At 64.9% G+C, this 14,386-nt stretch carries 15 protein-coding genes; 8 read left to right on the forward strand and 7 right to left on the reverse strand.

What is annotated here, in order from left to right; genetic code table 11:
• Positions 1 to 97: 97 nt before the first annotated feature.
• The 5 genes from U0023_RS10610 to U0023_RS10630 all read right to left on the reverse strand — a co-directional run bounded on the left by U0023_RS10610 (position 98) and on the right by U0023_RS10630 (position 4,372).
• A complete protein-coding gene (locus U0023_RS10610) occupies positions 98 to 298 on the reverse strand; it encodes a hypothetical protein (protein WP_009493227.1) in 201 nt (66 codons plus the stop codon).
• Positions 298 to 1,206 (reverse strand): N-acetylglucosamine kinase, encoded by a 909-nt coding sequence (locus tag U0023_RS10615; RefSeq protein ID WP_009493226.1) that lies wholly within the window; start codon positions 1,204 to 1,206, stop codon positions 298 to 300. Before U0023_RS10615 ends, U0023_RS10610 begins: the two co-directional genes overlap by 1 nt.
• A gap of 41 nt (positions 1,207 to 1,247) precedes the next feature.
• The gene (locus U0023_RS10620; protein ID WP_009493225.1) at positions 1,248 to 2,138 is read right to left on the reverse strand and encodes an N-acetylmuramic acid 6-phosphate etherase; all 891 of its coding nucleotides are present in this window, start codon (positions 2,136 to 2,138) and stop codon (positions 1,248 to 1,250) included.
• A gap of 103 nt (positions 2,139 to 2,241) precedes the next feature.
• The gene (locus tag U0023_RS10625) at positions 2,242 to 3,267 is read right to left on the reverse strand and encodes a serine hydrolase domain-containing protein (protein WP_009493224.1); all 1,026 of its coding nucleotides are present in this window, start codon (positions 3,265 to 3,267) and stop codon (positions 2,242 to 2,244) included.
• 7 nt (positions 3,268 to 3,274) lie between these two features.
• The gene (locus U0023_RS10630) at positions 3,275 to 4,372 is read right to left on the reverse strand and encodes an anhydro-N-acetylmuramic acid kinase (RefSeq protein ID WP_009493223.1); all 1,098 of its coding nucleotides are present in this window, start codon (positions 4,370 to 4,372) and stop codon (positions 3,275 to 3,277) included.
• 141 nt (positions 4,373 to 4,513) lie between these two features.
• On the opposite strand from U0023_RS10630, the gene U0023_RS10635 reads away from it, so the two are divergent.
• The 5 genes from U0023_RS10635 (at position 4,514) to U0023_RS10655 (ending at position 9,424) form a co-directional block, all read left to right on the forward strand.
• Positions 4,514 to 6,013, forward strand: coding sequence for an ABC transporter substrate-binding protein (locus U0023_RS10635; RefSeq protein ID WP_009493222.1), 1,500 nt, complete (start codon positions 4,514 to 4,516; stop codon positions 6,011 to 6,013).
• Between the two features lie 68 nt (positions 6,014 to 6,081).
• Positions 6,082 to 7,029: an ABC transporter permease gene (locus tag U0023_RS10640; RefSeq protein ID WP_009493221.1), complete on the forward strand. Its 948-nt coding sequence runs from the start codon at positions 6,082 to 6,084 to the stop codon at positions 7,027 to 7,029.
• A 3-nt stretch (positions 7,030 to 7,032) separates the two neighbouring features.
• Positions 7,033 to 7,857: an ABC transporter permease gene (locus tag U0023_RS10645; protein ID WP_009493220.1), complete on the forward strand. Its 825-nt coding sequence runs from the start codon at positions 7,033 to 7,035 to the stop codon at positions 7,855 to 7,857.
• On the forward strand, positions 7,854 to 8,291 hold the full coding sequence (locus U0023_RS10650) for a GNAT family N-acetyltransferase (RefSeq protein WP_009493219.1): 438 nt from the start codon (positions 7,854 to 7,856) through the stop codon (positions 8,289 to 8,291). Before U0023_RS10645 ends, U0023_RS10650 begins: the two co-directional genes overlap by 4 nt.
• Before the next feature lie 434 nt (positions 8,292 to 8,725).
• Entirely contained in the window at positions 8,726 to 9,424 is a 699-nt protein-coding gene (locus U0023_RS10655) for a hypothetical protein (RefSeq protein WP_009493218.1), read from the forward strand.
• Between the two features lie 237 nt (positions 9,425 to 9,661).
• Here U0023_RS10655 and U0023_RS10660 read toward each other — a convergent pair whose 3' ends face one another.
• The gene (locus U0023_RS10660; protein ID WP_210161044.1) at positions 9,662 to 10,654 is read right to left on the reverse strand and encodes a LysR family transcriptional regulator; all 993 of its coding nucleotides are present in this window, start codon (positions 10,652 to 10,654) and stop codon (positions 9,662 to 9,664) included.
• Between the two features lie 67 nt (positions 10,655 to 10,721).
• On the opposite strand from U0023_RS10660, the gene U0023_RS10665 reads away from it, so the two are divergent.
• The 3 genes from U0023_RS10665 to U0023_RS10675 all read left to right on the forward strand — a co-directional run bounded on the left by U0023_RS10665 (position 10,722) and on the right by U0023_RS10675 (position 13,256).
• Positions 10,722 to 11,051: a nuclear transport factor 2 family protein gene (locus U0023_RS10665; protein ID WP_009493216.1), complete on the forward strand. Its 330-nt coding sequence runs from the start codon at positions 10,722 to 10,724 to the stop codon at positions 11,049 to 11,051.
• Positions 11,048 to 11,836, forward strand: a complete 789-nt coding sequence (locus U0023_RS10670) for an SDR family oxidoreductase (protein WP_009493215.1) — start codon at positions 11,048 to 11,050, stop codon at positions 11,834 to 11,836. Before U0023_RS10665 ends, U0023_RS10670 begins: the two co-directional genes overlap by 4 nt.
• Positions 11,837 to 12,308: 472 nt before the next feature.
• Entirely contained in the window at positions 12,309 to 13,256 is a 948-nt protein-coding gene (locus U0023_RS10675; protein ID WP_009489281.1) for an IS110 family RNA-guided transposase, read from the forward strand.
• A gap of 51 nt (positions 13,257 to 13,307) precedes the next feature.
• On the opposite strand, the gene U0023_RS10680 is transcribed toward U0023_RS10675, so the two are convergent.
• Complete coding sequence (locus U0023_RS10680; RefSeq protein WP_322883781.1) at positions 13,308 to 14,375, reverse strand: Gfo/Idh/MocA family oxidoreductase; 1,068 nt, start codon at positions 14,373 to 14,375, stop codon at positions 13,308 to 13,310.
• Positions 14,376 to 14,386 lie beyond the last annotated feature (11 nt).

Consider the following 14,386-nt stretch of genomic DNA (forward strand, 5'->3'; position numbering starts at 1 on the left):
CATAACATCACGCTTCCCACACCCGCCGCGTCATCACCTCCCCGGACTTGATCCGGGGACCCGTGCCGGTGATCCCGATGCCTTGGAGCGCCGCGCTTCACACAATCGAGATGGCCGGGACGAGCCCGGCCATGACGGAGAGGGTGTCGTTCCAGGCGCTGACGCGATGGCCGAACCGTTCCCGGACCTGATCCGGGAACGGCCATGACGGGGGAGGGTGCCATCCCCTGCCATAGGGGATTCCACCGGAGCGCTTGTCGCATCGGGCGGCCGCACGAGGGCGACCTTGATCCTGCATCACACCTTGTTGAGCGTGGCTGCCAGCCGGGCCGCCGTGAGGGCCGCGTCAAGGTCGGTGGCGATGAACTCGACCGGGGCCACCAGCTGCTTCCGGAAGGAATCGGACAGGAGCGGGTGGAGGCGCGCCGAGCCGCCCACCAAGGCCACGGGCCGGGGGCCGAGGCGCTTGATCAGCGCATTGGCGAGGCGGGCCAGCTCCTCGCCCGCATCCTTCAGGATGGTCAGGGCGGTCCCGTCGCCGGCCTGGGCCGCTTCGCCCACGGCGCGGGCGAGAGAGCCGATCTTGCCGCGGTCGCCGCCATAAACGAAGGATCGCACGATGTTCCAGTCCGTGCCGCCGAGCGCCTTGGCCAGACAGGTGCCGAGGATCGTCGTCCAGCCCGCTCCCGGGCTTTCCTCCTCGGCACGCAGCACGGCCTTGAGGGCCTCGCGGGCGATCCAGAAGCCGGAGCCGCCGTCATCGATCAGGTTGCCGCGCCCGCCGACCCGGATGACGTCCTTGTCCTCCGACAGGTAATAGCCGATGGAGCCGGTGCCGCTATAGACCAGAATACCTTCGCCCAGGGCGAAATAGGACAGGTAGGCGATCCACATGTCCTCCGCGACGAAGACCTTGTCGGGTGCGAGCTCGAAGGTCTCCGCGAAGAGGGCCCGCATGGTCGCCTCGGCCGGGGTGTCGCGGGTCAGCCCCGTGATGCCCGCGATGATGCCGAGCGGCCGGCCCTGCTTCATCACCGCCTGGGCCATGTCGAGGACGATCTGCCGGGCGCGCTCCTCGGCCGCGGCGGAGAAGAGGTGGCCGGTCAGGGGAGCGACGGCCCCTTGAGCCATGCACTGGCCGCTCGGATCCGCCAGCCGCCAGCGCGTAGCGGTGCCGCCCGCGTCGATGCCAAGCCCCAGCCCCATGACCCGTCGCCTCTTGTTTCAGCCGGCTGACTGGCCGGCCCTTATGCAGTCCTGGTGAAGTCTGCCAGGGCTTTGCGCAGATTGCCACCGTTTCGCGCGAGCGCGCCGCGCGCATCCTCAAGGTTCGCGCCGAGCGCGATGAGAACGGCCGTCTTCAGATCGCCGTCCGATTGCCGGATCGCCTCGATGGCGGTGGCATCGTCGCAATCGGTGATCTGCGAGACCATGATCTCGCTGCGGCGGCGCAGCTTGGCGTTCGTGGCCCGCATGTTGACCATGAGACCGCGATAGACCCGGTCCATCCGGACCATGATCAGGGTGGACAGGAGGTTGAGAATGACCTTCTGCGCCGTGCCTGCCTTCATGCGGGTCGAACCGGCGATCACCTCTTCGCCCGTATCGGCGAGGATCGGGTGCGAGCAGGCTTCCAGAATGGGTGTATCGGGATTGTTGGAGATGCCGATGGTCTGCGCGCCGCGCGAGGCCGCTTCCTTCAAGGCCGCGATGGTGAAGGGCGTCCGGCCGCTGGCCGCGACGCCGATCACCACATCGTCCGGACCGATGCCGTTGTCGCGGATTCCCGCGATGCCTTCCTCGACCGAATCCTCGGCGTTCTCGACCGCCTGCATGATGGCGCCCGTGCCGCCGGCGATCAGATACACCACCCGGTCGTCAGGCCAGTTGAAGGTCGGCGGCAATTCCGTTCCGTCCTGGACGCCGATGCGGCCCGAGGTGCCGGCTCCCGCATAGACGAGCCGCCCGCCCCGGCGCAGGCGCTTTACCGCCTCCTCCGCCGCGGCCGCGATGGCCGGGAGGGAGGGCCGGACGGCGGCCACCGCCGCGAGCTGGCCCTCGTAGAAAGCCGAGAGGACGTCGAGGCTCGGCCACGTGTCGAGATCTTGGTAGCGGGTGCTGAAATGTTCTGTCGCCATTGTGCCAACTTTCTTCCAGACCAGTATAGGACCAGTTGGTGACGCTCCACAACGGCCCGAGTAAAGCCGGGCAGGGCCAGCGATCAACTTTCTGTCGGCATCCTTAAAGTCGTTCGGTTCGGTCGAACAACGCGATCACTTGGTCGCCCGTTGCACGGCGCAGGCTAAGGATTCCGCTGTCCTTGTGACGGCTCGGATGGACGCGGTTGGTGAGGAGCGACCAGGCGAGCCCGCGCTCGAAATCGACCCATAGTCCGGTGCCCGTGAAGCCCGTGTGGCCGATGGTGTCGGGAGAGCAGGAATCGCCGCCATGCCAGCCCGGATGGAAGCCCTCCCATCCGACCGTGCGCTTCTCCGATTCGCGCGTGCGGATGGCCTTGATGGAGACGGGCGAAAGGGCGGACCCGTCGAGGAGCGAATGGGCGAAATCGAGCACCCCGTCGATGGTGCCGAACAACCCCGCGTGGCCCGAGGCGCCGCCGAGGGCGAAGGCGTTCTCGTCATGCACCTCGCCGCGAACGACGCGTCCGCGCCACGTGTCCTTCTCGGTCGCGGCGCAGAGCTTCGGGTCGGGCCGGAACGAGAAGCGTTCGGGCAAGGGCTGATCGATCAGCGCCTGTCCGGTGATGCGCTCGATGGCGATGCCGAGCAGCATGAAGTTGATGTCGGAGTAGACGGGAGGCCCGCTTTGCCAGACGCGCTGCAGGATGAAGGCCCGCAGGGTGTTCGGGTCCTGGCCGTAGGTGTAGAGCGGCTCGACGGCCGGCAGGTGCGTCTGGTGCGCGAGGCACTGACGGAAGGTGAGCCGCCGCTCCGCCGCGTTCATGTCATATTGGCGAAGATCGGGAATGACCGTCACGAGGGGATCGTCGAGCGCGATCCGGCCCGCTTCCACCAGCTGCAGAATGCGCGTCGTGGTGAAGATCACCTTGGTGAGGGACGCGAGGTCGAACCATGTCTCGCGGGAAACAAGTTCGCGCTCCGGCTCGATCTGCGCATATCCCGTCCATTGCACGGCCCGCTCGCCGTCTGCCGTAACGATGCCGAGCACGGCGCCGGGAATGTTGCCGGCTCGAACGGATTCCGCGGCGGGCGTGAAGGCCCGGTCGATCAGGGCGGTCAGGGACATGGCCGGTTCACGCCGCGCGGTTCAGTTCACCGCCGGGCATGGGATGCGGCACGCCCGTCGTCGTGGGAAGGCTCAAGGGCAGGCCGAGGGTGGAGCGCACGGCCAGATAGCCGAAGGCCTGCGCCTCGAGGAAATCGCCGTCCCATCCCACGGCCTCGACCGGGTCGACGGGCACGCGGAGTTCCGCGTGCAGGCGCTTCATGAAATGCGCATTGCGCCGTCCGCCGCCGGTGACGAGCCAGCGCTGCGGTGCGCCTGGAACGTGGCGCAAGGACGCGATGACGGACTGGATCGTGAACTCCGCCAGGGTCGCGGCCCCGTCCGCGTCGGACAGGGTCTCCACGCCCTTGGCGCGGGCATGGAAATCCTGACGGTCGAGGGATTTCGGGGCGGGGCGGTCGAAGAAGGGATTGAGCATGAACTCCATGACGAGCTTCGCGTCCGCCTTGCCGGAGGCCGCGAGCTGGCCGTTCTCGTCGAAGCTCAAGCCCCGGCGGCGCAGGATGAAATCGTCGAGCAGCGCGCTCGCCGGGCCGGTGTCGAAGGCGATCACCGTATCGCGGTCGATATAGGTGACGTTTCCGACCCCGCCGAGATTGAGGATCATGAGCGGCTGCGCGAGCCCGCTCGCCAGGGCCCGATGATAGAGCGGCACGAACGGCGCGCCTTCGCCGCCCGAGGCCACGTCCGCATGGCGGAAGCGATAGACGGTGTCGATGCCGAGCGCCGCCGCCACCCGGTCGCCGAGGCCGAGCTGCCGCGTGAAGCGCACCTCCGGCCGGTGATAGACGGTCTGACCGTGAAAGCCGATCAGGCTCACGTCGCCGGTGGAAATGCCGGTCTCCGACATGAAGCGCCGGATCGCCGCGATATGCGCGTCCGTCACCGCCCGCTCGAGATCCTCCAACGGCTCGCTCTGCGCCCGCTCCGGCTGGGCGATGAGCGTCTGGAGGGTCTTTCTCAGATCCTCCGGATAGGAGAAGGTCCGCCCCGGCCCCGGCTTCACGACCGTGTCGCCGTCCGTATCCACGACGGACACGTCGATGCCGTCCATGGACGTGCCGCTGATCACGCCGATGGCTTTGACGAGGGGGCGTTGCGACATGGGCTGCTCCGGGATGCTTGGGTTCCTCGGTCGACCATAGCACAGGCGCTGAACTGGTCCAGAGTGGTATGATATTGGACCATGACAGGTCTCCGCCGATGGCCTATAAATCCACGGCGGCTTCCAAGGGAGAAAAGACGCATGGTCAGGTCAGCACTGCGCAGCGCAATCGGTGCAGGTTTCATGGTGGCGGCAATGGCCTCCGCCTCGGCTCAGGTTCTGGAGATCGGCGCGGATAACGGCCCCACGGGTCTCGATCCGCATCTCATCACGGCCTTTCCGAGCTTCATGGTGGTGAACGGCAACATCTACGAGGGCCTCACGGCCGTCGACAGGGACCTGAAGATCGTCCCGGGGCTGGCCGAATCCTGGACCGTCGCTCCGGATGGCAAGGCCTACACCTTCAAGCTGCGCCAGGGCGTGAAATTCCATGACGGCTCCGCGATGGAGGCCCAGGACGTGGTCGCCTCGATCAACCGCGTGCTGAGCAAGGACATCGCTTCGCCGCTCGCGAGCCGCCTCTCGGCGGTCGAGAGCGCCAACGCGGTCGATGCCACGACCGTGGAGCTGAAGCTGAAAGAGCCGTCCGCCGCGCTCCTGAGCTCGCTCGCCACCATCGCCATCGTGCCGGGCAGCATGGAAGCGAACAAGGACGCCCTGCAGAAGGCGCCTGTCGGCACCGGGCCGTTCAAGTTCCAGGAATGGCAGCCCAACGGGTTCATTCTTCTCACGAAGAATGAGGCCTACTGGGACAAGGGCATGCCGAAGCTCGCAGGCCTCAAGTTCAACATCGTGCCGGAATCGGCGACCCGTCAGGTCGGCCTGAGCAACGGCCAGTATGCGCTTCTGCCCAACATCGACGCGGCCACCGCCCTGCAGCTCAAGGGCAAGCCGAACGTGAAGCTCTCCGAGACCATGGATCTCGCCTACACGCTCATCGGCATGAACGTGTCGAAGCCGCCCTTCGACAATCCGAAGGTGCGCGAGGCGGTGAACTACGCCATCAACCGCCAGGAGATCGTCGATGCGGCGCTCTTCGGCGCCGGCGTTCCCGGCGGTCCGCTGTCGCCGGCCCTGAAGAACTGGGCGCTCGATGTGAGCAAGTTTGCCTGCTACAAGCCGGACCCCGCGAAGGCGCAGGCGCTGTTGAAGGAAGCGGGCGTCGCCACGCCGGTTTCCGTCACCATGAAGGTCCTGCCGCGCCAGGACATCAAGGACATCGCCCAGGTGGTGCAGGAGCAGCTGAACAAGGCAGGCTTCAAGGTCGAGCTCGTCAACCAGGAGCAGGGCCAATTCATCCAGGATTGGCGCAACAGCAATTTCGACCTGTTCGCCTCGATCAATGCCGGCCAGCCCGATCCGGACGACTACTTCTACCGCACGTTCCGCACGGGCGGCTCGACCAACGTGTTCAAGTATTCGGACGCTGAGATCGACGGGCTGCTCGACCAGGCGCGCACCCAGCAGGACCAGGCCGCCCGCAAGACGGCCTACGATAAGGTGCAGCAGAAGCTCGCCTGCTCGGGTCCGGTGGCGCACCTGACCTACGGCACCCTGTTCTCGGCCATGAACAGCAAGCTGCAGGCCTTCGAGACGATGCCGAACCGTTCGCTCCTGATGCTGCGCAACGCGTCCTACTGATCGTCCGCCATCATCCCGGCGCCGTCTCGCGCGGCGCCGGGATCTTTGTTTGAAGAGAGCCCGTCCGCATGAACCGCGTCCTGCTCGCACGCCTCATCGACCTCGTCATCGTCCTCTTCGGCGTGTCGATCATCGTGTTCCTGATGATCCGGATGATCCCCGGCGACGCGGTGGCGATCATGCTCGGCGCGAACACCGAGATCACGCCCGAACGCATGGCGGAGCTCAACCGCCGCGTCGGGCTCGACCGTCCGATCATCGAGCAATACCTGCTCTGGGCCGGGTCCGCCCTTCGCGGCGATTTCGGCACCTCGCTCTGGACGGGGCGGCCCGTCTCGACCGAGATCCTCCTGCATCTGTGGCCGACGCTGGAGCTCACCTTTCTGTCGCTCCTCGTCGGGGCCGTCCTGGCCGTTCCGGTCGGTTGCCTGATGGCGCAGACCCGCGGCGGCGCCGCCGATGTGGTCATGCGCGTCTCCGCCATCGCGGGCCTGACGATCCCGTCCTTCTGGCTCGGGATCGTGCTGATCCTGCTCCTCTCCAGCTGGGCGCCCGGTTTCGCCTCGCTTGGCTACGTGCCCTTCTCGGAAGATCCCGTCGGCAATCTCCAGCGCATGGTGCTGCCCGCCTTCGCCCTGGCGCTGCCGATCCTCGCCAATCTCTCGCGCCTCGTGCGCTCGGCCATGCTCGACGCGCTGGGGCAGGATTACGTGCGTACCGCCCGCGCCAAGGGCCTGCCGGAGCGCCGCGTCGTCTACAAGCACGCCCTGCGCAATGCGCTGATCCCGTTCCTCACCAGCGTCGGCATCATGACCGGCTATCTGCTCGGCGGCGCCATCGTGGTCGAGCAGGTCTTCGCCATTCCGGGGCTCGGCCGCCTGATCCTCGGCGCCATCGCCGAGCGCAATTATCCGCTGATCCAGGCCACCATCCTGGTGGTGACGGCAGGATTCGTGTTCGTGAACTTTCTCGTCGACTTCCTCTACATCGTCGTCGACCCCCGCGTGAGGGCCTGAGCCGTGAAGCAACTGGCCAAGAACAAGCTTCTCGCCTTCGCCGTCATCCTGGTGGCGATCCAGCTCATCCTCGCCGTCGGGGCTCCGCTCTTCGCACCTTACGATCCGATGGCGCAGAGCGTCGCGCGGCGTCTGCGCCCGCCCTCCGAACTCAACTGGTTCGGCACGGACCAGCTCGGGCGGGACGTGCTGACGCGCATCCTCTACGGCTATCGCACCTCGCTCATCGCCTGCCTGATCGCGGTCGGCATCGCGCTGCTGGCCGGCGGTGCGCTCGGCCTCATCGCCGCCTATTACCGCGGCTGGCTCGACCGCATCATCATGCGCGTCATGGACGTGCTCTTCGCCTTCCCGGTGATGCTGCTCGCCATCGGCATCATCGCCGTCCTGGGGCCGCACACCTACAGCGCGGCCGCCGCCATCGCGGTGGTCTACACGCCGATCTTCGCGCGCCTGCTGCGCGGCCCGGCGCTCGTCCTGTGCGAAAGCGAGTATGTGGCGGGCGCGAAGGCCATCGGCGCCTCGGATGCACGCATCATCTTCCTGCACATCCTGCCGAACCTCGCTTCCGTCATCCTGGTCCAGACGAGCCTCCTGCTCTCCGCCGCCATTCTGGTCGAAGCCTCGCTCTCGTTCCTCGGCCTCGGCACGCAGCCGCCGACGCCGTCGCTGGGCCTGATGCTGTCGGAAGGCCGCAACTTCCTCATGCTCTCGCCGTGGAGCGCGATCTTCGCCGGTTTCGCGATCCTGTTCCTGTCCTTCGGGTTCAATCTCTTAGGCGATGCCCTGCGCGACACGCTCGATCCGCGCCTCAGGGGCCAATCGTGATCGTCCGTCCGGCCAGGACCGAGGATATTCCGGCCCTGGCGGCCATCGCCGAACGATCCTACGGGGCGGCCTTCGCGGATATCCTGGAACAGGACGTGCTCGCGGGCCGGAACGCCGCCTATTTCGGCGAGCGGTTCGCGGTTTCCTGGAAGCGCATGCTGGTCGCGCTCGCCGATGGCGGCCCGGTCGGGTTCCTGCTCATGACGGATCAGCACATCGACATGCTGTTCATGGACCCCGGCGCCGGCGGCAAAGGAGGCGGTGCGCTTCTGCTGCGGGAGGCCGAAGCACGCGGCGCGAAGAGCCTCGAGTGCTTTCGGGACAATCACGGAGCCCGCCGCTTCTATGAGCGTCACGGCTGGCGGATCGCGCGGGACTATGAGCGAGAGTTCGCAGGACGCAATCGCCGCTTCGTGTGTTACGTGAAGGACTAGAGCATCATTCCGCGTCGCCAATAGCCTGCAGATACGGCTCTGGCGACGATGGCGTGGTTCCTGATCGGTCGACCCCAAGTCGACCTGTCCATCCGGCAAGCATCCGACACGACCGAGCCTGAACCGGATCTCTGTGATTCATTTAACTGACCAGAGATGTCGCCTCGCCTATACATGGTTGAACAGTCGATCGACTGCATAGAAATTTTTTCGCGGCTGGACATAAGTAGCCTAGGATAATTCGGCTTCAAGAACGTGTAGTCGCGAACACGTCTAAAGAGACGCATGTATAAAGTACTAGTCAGTTTTATGCATAACTATGTTAATTTCGGTTGCGAATGCATTGATATTTTCCAAGTTTTCGCCATTTTCGGCCGGAAAATCCGTCTCAATGTAGAATTCGCCGAAAATCTCAAAGTCTGTGGAGGGAACCCATGTCCCCACAAATTTTGTTCGACAGAATGATGCTCGACCCGGTGGCAACGCTGAAGTCCAGCCTGATCATAGGGCACCTCATCGGCCTGGTCTTCGGTCTCGGGACGGCAACACTGCTCGATATCTTCATTTTTAAGTTCGTTCTTCCGCGTAGGGTCAGCAAAGATCATTACGAAGTCATTCACCTGTTCTCCAAGATCGTTGCTTCGGGCCTGTTGCTCCTATGGGTCACGGGATTGGGATTTCTCGCCTTCTACAGCTATTTTGATCCGGACAAGCTGTCGAACCAGAAGGTCTGGGCCAAGCTGGTCGTTGTCGGCGTCCTGACCTTGAACGGCCTCTTCATTCATCGAGCCGTCCTGCCCCTGATCCACGATCATATTGGACGGCCTCTGTTCGATGGCTTGAGCCCGGGCCAGCGCTTCCTGCTGCTGACATCCGGCGCCGTCTCGGGAACCTCGTGGTACGTGCCGTTCGTCCTCGGTGCATTCCCTCAATTCAATTTCCTGCCGGCGCTGCCGCTCGTGCTGAGCTATGTTTTCGTTCTGGCGGCTACGATCGTGACGACGCAAATCTTTGCACTGGCGGTTCCGCCTTCCGAATCCACGCCGCTGTCCTCCCATGCGGAGGGCGCAGCCCGGAATCCTCTGCCGCCCCTTGCCCGGGGCAATCCCGCCGTGGCCACGTCACGGGCTTAACGGACAGGCCTCGCGCATCGTGCGGACCCGGAGGGCCGCGTCGAACGATGCGCCAGCCAAGAGTGGAGCATCGGAGCGATCCCAAAAGTGCAAGTCCACTTTTGGCTCCGATGCTCTAGCGCTCTTTTCTGTGAAGGGGATCCGATGCGTCTTGAAAAAACACGTCAGAGCAAAGAAGAGAGCTGATTCTACGGACGTGGAAACAGCTCAAGGGTCCGGACTCAATCGGCGTAACTTTCAGGACGGCATTCGACGGGGCGGCCGCAGGGTACCGCTGGCTCCACTTTGCCGCCGCGCGAAGTCGATGAAGGCCTTGAACGCGGCAGTCGGGTTGCGTCGGCTCGGATAGTAGAGGCTCAAGGGCGAGAGGGTGGGCGTCCAATCCTCAAGCACGCGCACAAGGCGGCCTGCCTCGATGTCGTCTCGTACGTCGGACTCCATGGCCAGGGCGAGGCCGAGGGAAGCGAGGACTGCGGTGCGCGCGAGGCTCGCCTCGTCGAGAGTTATGGTGCCCTGGACGTCGATATGGACCGATTTTCCATCCTTCTCGAACGGCCAGCGGTGAATCGCGCCATTGGGGAGCCGCACGCGGAGACAGGAATGCTCCGCGAGGTCCTGCGGGACCATGGGCGTCCCGCGCGCATTCAGATAGCTCGGTGTGGCCACCACAACATTGCGCCGCACGTCCCCCAAGGGGAGTGCGATCATGTCCGCCGGCACGAGGTCGGCGCTACGAACGCCGAGGTCGAAGCCGCCCGCTACAACATCCACCAGGCGACCTTCCGTGACGATGTCGACGTGAACCTGAGGATGCGCGCGTAGAAAGGGTAGGACGAGCGAAGAAAAGATCTCCCGCGCCGCAGTCGGAAAGGCGTTGATGCGCAGTGTCCCCGACGGCGTCGCCGTTTGAGAGCGCGCAACTTCCATCGCCTCATGGATATCCCGCACAGCGGGAGCGACTTGCGCGACGAATTGCTGGCCTGCCTCCGTGAGAGAGACGCTTCGCGTCGTCCGGTTGAAAAGCCGTACGCCGAGCGTGCGCTCCAGCTTCCCTACCGCATTGCTGAGCGCGGTGGTTGAGACGCCGAGCTCAAGCGCCGCAGCCCGGAATCTCCCCTGGCGAGCAACCATGAGAACGGCGTCCAATTCTGTCAGGCTGCTCCGCACGATTGTCCCTCTTTCCGTGATGCGACGTCCCAAATTGTCCTGATTATCGCGCCATGTGTCCATCGCTATTTTAGCTGGCACCCGCACCTGCGGCCGCCCCGGCCGCAACCGCAGTAAGCAGGACAAGCCTATGACGCCCGAACTTCCATCCCCTATTGCCGCGTATGTGGCTGCGAACGCCCGCTTGGACGTCGACGCCATGCTCGAACCCTTCGCAGCCGACGCCGTCGTTCGCGATAACGGCGCTGTTTTGCGGGGGCGCTCCGAAATCAGGTCCTTGTTTGAAGAGGCCGTGGTTCCCGTGAAGGCGATCTTCACGCCGGACACCGCCCGGCACGAGGACAGCCAAGTGGTCGTCGAAGGCCCCGCCCATGGTGACTTCAAGGGCAGCCCGATCCGCTTCACCTACCGCTTCACGCTCGAAAACGACGCCATCAAGGCCCTGGAGATCACGGCATGACCCTCAAGACCGATCCGACCGAATTCGCGGGCAAGCGCGTGCTCGTCAGTGGCGGCTCCAAGGGTTTGGGCCGCGCCACCGTCGACCGCTTCCTGGCCGGCGGCGCCCGGGTGATCACCGCCGCCCGCGGAAGCCTGGAGCCCATCGAAGGCGTCGAGTTCGTCCAGGCGGACCTGACGACGGCCGAGGGCGGGGAAATGCTGGCCAAGGCCGCGCTCGAGCGTCTGGGCGGTGTCGACATCCTCGCCCACGTGATCGGCGGCTCGGCCACCCCAGGCGGCGGCTTTATCGCCCTCACGGACGATCACTGGCTCTCCGAACTGAACGTGAACCTTCTGGCGACGGTCCGTCTCGATCGCCTGCTGATTCCGCAGATGATCGCGCGCGGCGTCGGCGCGGTGGTGCACGTCACCTCCATCCAGTCGGTCCTGCCGCTCCCCGAGGCGACCACGGCCTACGCCGCCGCCAAGGCAGCCCTCAGGACCTACAGCAAGTCGATCTCCAAGGAACTGGGTCCAAAGGGCGTGCGGGTCAACGTCGTCTCCCCCGGCTGGATCATGACCGAGGCGTCCGTGGATTTCCTGAAGCGCATCCAGGCCGCCAATGGCGGCACCATCGAGGAGGCGCGGCAGGTCGTCCTCGACAGCCTAGGCGGGATCTCGATCGGGCGCGCCGCCGAACCTCATGAGGTCGCCGACGTCATCGCCTACCTGGCGTCGGATCGCGCCGCCGCGATCCACGGTGCAGAGTTTGTCATCGACGGCGGCACTGTGCCGACCGTCTAGTCGCAAGAACGTGTCCACGCTTGGCCGAACTGGCCAAGCGTGGACAGACGCAGGCTCATGCCCTGATGCTCCCAACGTCTGCTGTCGGCCGAAAGGGATCGTCCGCTGCTCCGGTAGGCCCGACACTGGACCCAGCCACCGTTGGACGGAAAAGTGGACCCGGTTTTCGCCGACGCGGCGCTCCGGGCCCGTCTCATCCGATGCGCCAGCCAGGAGAAGGAGCATCGGATGAATCCCAAAGGGGTGTCCACTTTTAGGTCCGATGCTTGTCTTATGATTTTCCTGTCCTGATCGAGCAAGATGAGGACACCGCCAGCGAGACGCGAGCTCGCTGGCGGTGGGAGGGGACGGGTCGTTCCGATGCAGACCGGTGCGGGTCGAGCTAGAGTCGGACCGCCCCTCTCTTTTCCTCGTGGCCTGAACGGATACCCGGGCGTGATGGCCCGTATGACAAGCCAAGGACGCGGAAAAGATGCATCATCCTATACCACAGACCGCCGGCATCGACATTGCCAAAGATCAGCTCGATGTTTGTCTCTATCCCGATGGAGCCACGCGCCGCTTCCCCAACGACGCCAAGGGTCATCGCGCCCTCATCGCCTGGCTGGCCGCGTACTCCATTCAGCGCGTGGTCTTCGAGCCAACCGGCGCGTATCACCGCGTGCTGGAGCGCAGCCTTGCCAGTGCCGACCTGCCGCTGGCGAAGATCAATCCCCGCCACGCCCGCCGCTTCGCCCAAGCCTTAGGTCAGCTTGCCAAAACCGATCGGCTCGATGCGGCGCTGCTGGCACGCTTTGGAGCTCTGCTCGAGCCTCCGACCCGGCCTGTGCTCAGCCCCACGCTGGAGGCCATGAAGGAACTGTTGGTCGCCCGCCAGGCCTTGATCAAGGATCGCACCGCTGCTCTCAACCGGCAGAAGGTGGTCGGCTCTCCCTTGTTGCGGCGTCAGCTCGAACAGCGGCTGCGCCAAGTTGCCCGCCACCTGGCTGCGATCGACGCCCAGCTTCACAGCTTGTGTCTGGGTGATGCGGATCTCACCCCGCGCCTGGCGATTCTCATGAGCATTCCTGGCATTGCTCAAGCCACTGCCTTGAGCCTGCTCGTCGAGATGCCTGAACTCGGCAGCCTCGATCAGAGCCAGGTGGCCAGCCTCGCCGGCTTGGCTCCGGTGGCGCGCGACAGCGGGGCTTCCCGCGGGCGCCGCACGATCCGGGGCGGCCGCGCCCATCTGCGTCAGGCGCTGTACATGCCGGCGCTGGTTGCGGCCCGCTTCAACCCGGATCTGAAAGCTAAGTACCAAGCCCTGCGCGCGGCGGGCAAGCCGGTGAAAGTCGCCCTGACGGCCATCATGCGAAAGCTCATCATCCTGGCCAATGCGCTCTTGCGAGATCAGCGAAACTGGTCTCCAAAACCCGCTTGATCAATACGGATACTCTAGAGTATCCGTGAATTCGAATTTACGTCCGATGCTCTATAGCGAGATCACCCGCCCGGTTCGCACCGCCTCGTCGGCGGCGAGCACGATGCGGAGGGAGCGGACGGCATCGTTCATGTGATCGGTCAGGTCCAGATCGTCGCGGATTGCCCGCAGCAGGAAGCGCTGCTCGCGCTCGCAGAGGGCATCGTGATCGGGCTCGTCCGTTGTGCTGATGCGCTCGTCCGCCTTCGCGAAGCTGCCGTCGTCCGCGAGCGCTGCGTGATGAAGCAGGATCTGGTTGGTCTTGGTATGCGCGTTGATGTCGTCCGAACGGATCTCGCCGACCGTTTCGGCCATGACGATGCTCACGCTTCCCTTCGGCCCGATCACGTCCTTCACGAAATAGGCCGTCTCGCTCATCATCGGGCCCCATCCGGCCTCGTACCAGCCGACCGAACCGTCGTCGAAGGTCACGTGGAGATGCCCGTAATTGTACATGCCGTCCGGCATGTCCTCCGTCAGGCGCGTGCCGACGCCGTGGACTTGAACGGGCCTCGCCTTCGTGATCTGGCACATCACGTCCACGTAATGCACGCCGCAATCGACGATGGGCGAAAGGGATTGCAGCAGGCGCTTATGCGCATCCCAGGCGGCCCCGCTCGATTGCTGATTGAGGTTCATGCGGAAGACGTGGGGCGTGCCGAGCGTCCTGGCGATCTCGATGAACTTGATCCAGGAGGGATGGTGGCGAAGGATGTAGCCGATGACGAGCTTGCGCCCGGTGCGCATCGCCGTCTCGACCACGCGCTCGGCATCCTTCACATTGTCGGCGAGCGGCTTCTCCACGAAGACATGCGCACCGGCTTCCATGGCGCGGATGGCATAGGGCGCATGCGTGTCGGACCACGTGTTGATCGACACCACATCGGGTTTCAAGGCATCGAGAGCTTCCTCGAAATCGGAGAAGCGCGGGGCGTCCCGCAAGGCGGCAGGAAGCTCCATGCCGTCGATGTTGCGCGTGCAGAGCCCCGCAATCTCGTAGCCGTCGATCCGGCTGTAGGCGAGAGCATGGGACAATCCCATGTTCCCGAGCCCGACCACGAGAACCCGTTGTGCGCTCATCGAAGAACTCC

The organism is Microvirga lotononidis (genome assembly GCF_034627025.1).
In the GTDB taxonomy this organism is placed as follows: Bacteria; Pseudomonadota; Alphaproteobacteria; order Rhizobiales; family Beijerinckiaceae; genus Microvirga; species Microvirga lotononidis.

What these genes read in the sequence shown, in the direction of transcription:
- U0023_RS10610 (WP_009493227.1), bottom strand. Translation starts at nt 298, where the DNA reads ATGCAGGATCAAGGTCGCCCTCGTGCGGCCGCCCGATGCGACAAGCGC.
- U0023_RS10615 (WP_009493226.1), bottom strand. Translation starts at nt 1,206, where the DNA reads ATGGGGCTGGGGCTTGGCATCGACGCGGGCGGCACCGCTACGCGCTGG.
- U0023_RS10620 (WP_009493225.1), bottom strand. Translation starts at nt 2,138, where the DNA reads ATGGCGACAGAACATTTCAGCACCCGCTACCAAGATCTCGACACGTGG.
- U0023_RS10625 (WP_009493224.1), bottom strand. Translation starts at nt 3,267, where the DNA reads ATGTCCCTGACCGCCCTGATCGACCGGGCCTTCACGCCCGCCGCGGAA.
- U0023_RS10630 (WP_009493223.1), bottom strand. Translation starts at nt 4,372, where the DNA reads ATGTCGCAACGCCCCCTCGTCAAAGCCATCGGCGTGATCAGCGGCACG.
- U0023_RS10635 (WP_009493222.1), top strand. Translation starts at nt 4,514, where the DNA reads ATGGTCAGGTCAGCACTGCGCAGCGCAATCGGTGCAGGTTTCATGGTG.
- U0023_RS10640 (WP_009493221.1), top strand. Translation starts at nt 6,082, where the DNA reads ATGAACCGCGTCCTGCTCGCACGCCTCATCGACCTCGTCATCGTCCTC.
- U0023_RS10655 (WP_009493218.1), top strand. Translation starts at nt 8,726, where the DNA reads ATGTCCCCACAAATTTTGTTCGACAGAATGATGCTCGACCCGGTGGCA.
- U0023_RS10660 (WP_210161044.1), bottom strand. Translation starts at nt 10,654, where the DNA reads ATGGACACATGGCGCGATAATCAGGACAATTTGGGACGTCGCATCACG.
- U0023_RS10665 (WP_009493216.1), top strand. Translation starts at nt 10,722, where the DNA reads ATGACGCCCGAACTTCCATCCCCTATTGCCGCGTATGTGGCTGCGAAC.
- U0023_RS10670 (WP_009493215.1), top strand. Translation starts at nt 11,048, where the DNA reads ATGACCCTCAAGACCGATCCGACCGAATTCGCGGGCAAGCGCGTGCTC.
- U0023_RS10675 (WP_009489281.1), top strand. Translation starts at nt 12,309, where the DNA reads ATGCATCATCCTATACCACAGACCGCCGGCATCGACATTGCCAAAGAT.
- U0023_RS10680 (WP_322883781.1), bottom strand. Translation starts at nt 14,375, where the DNA reads ATGAGCGCACAACGGGTTCTCGTGGTCGGGCTCGGGAACATGGGATTG.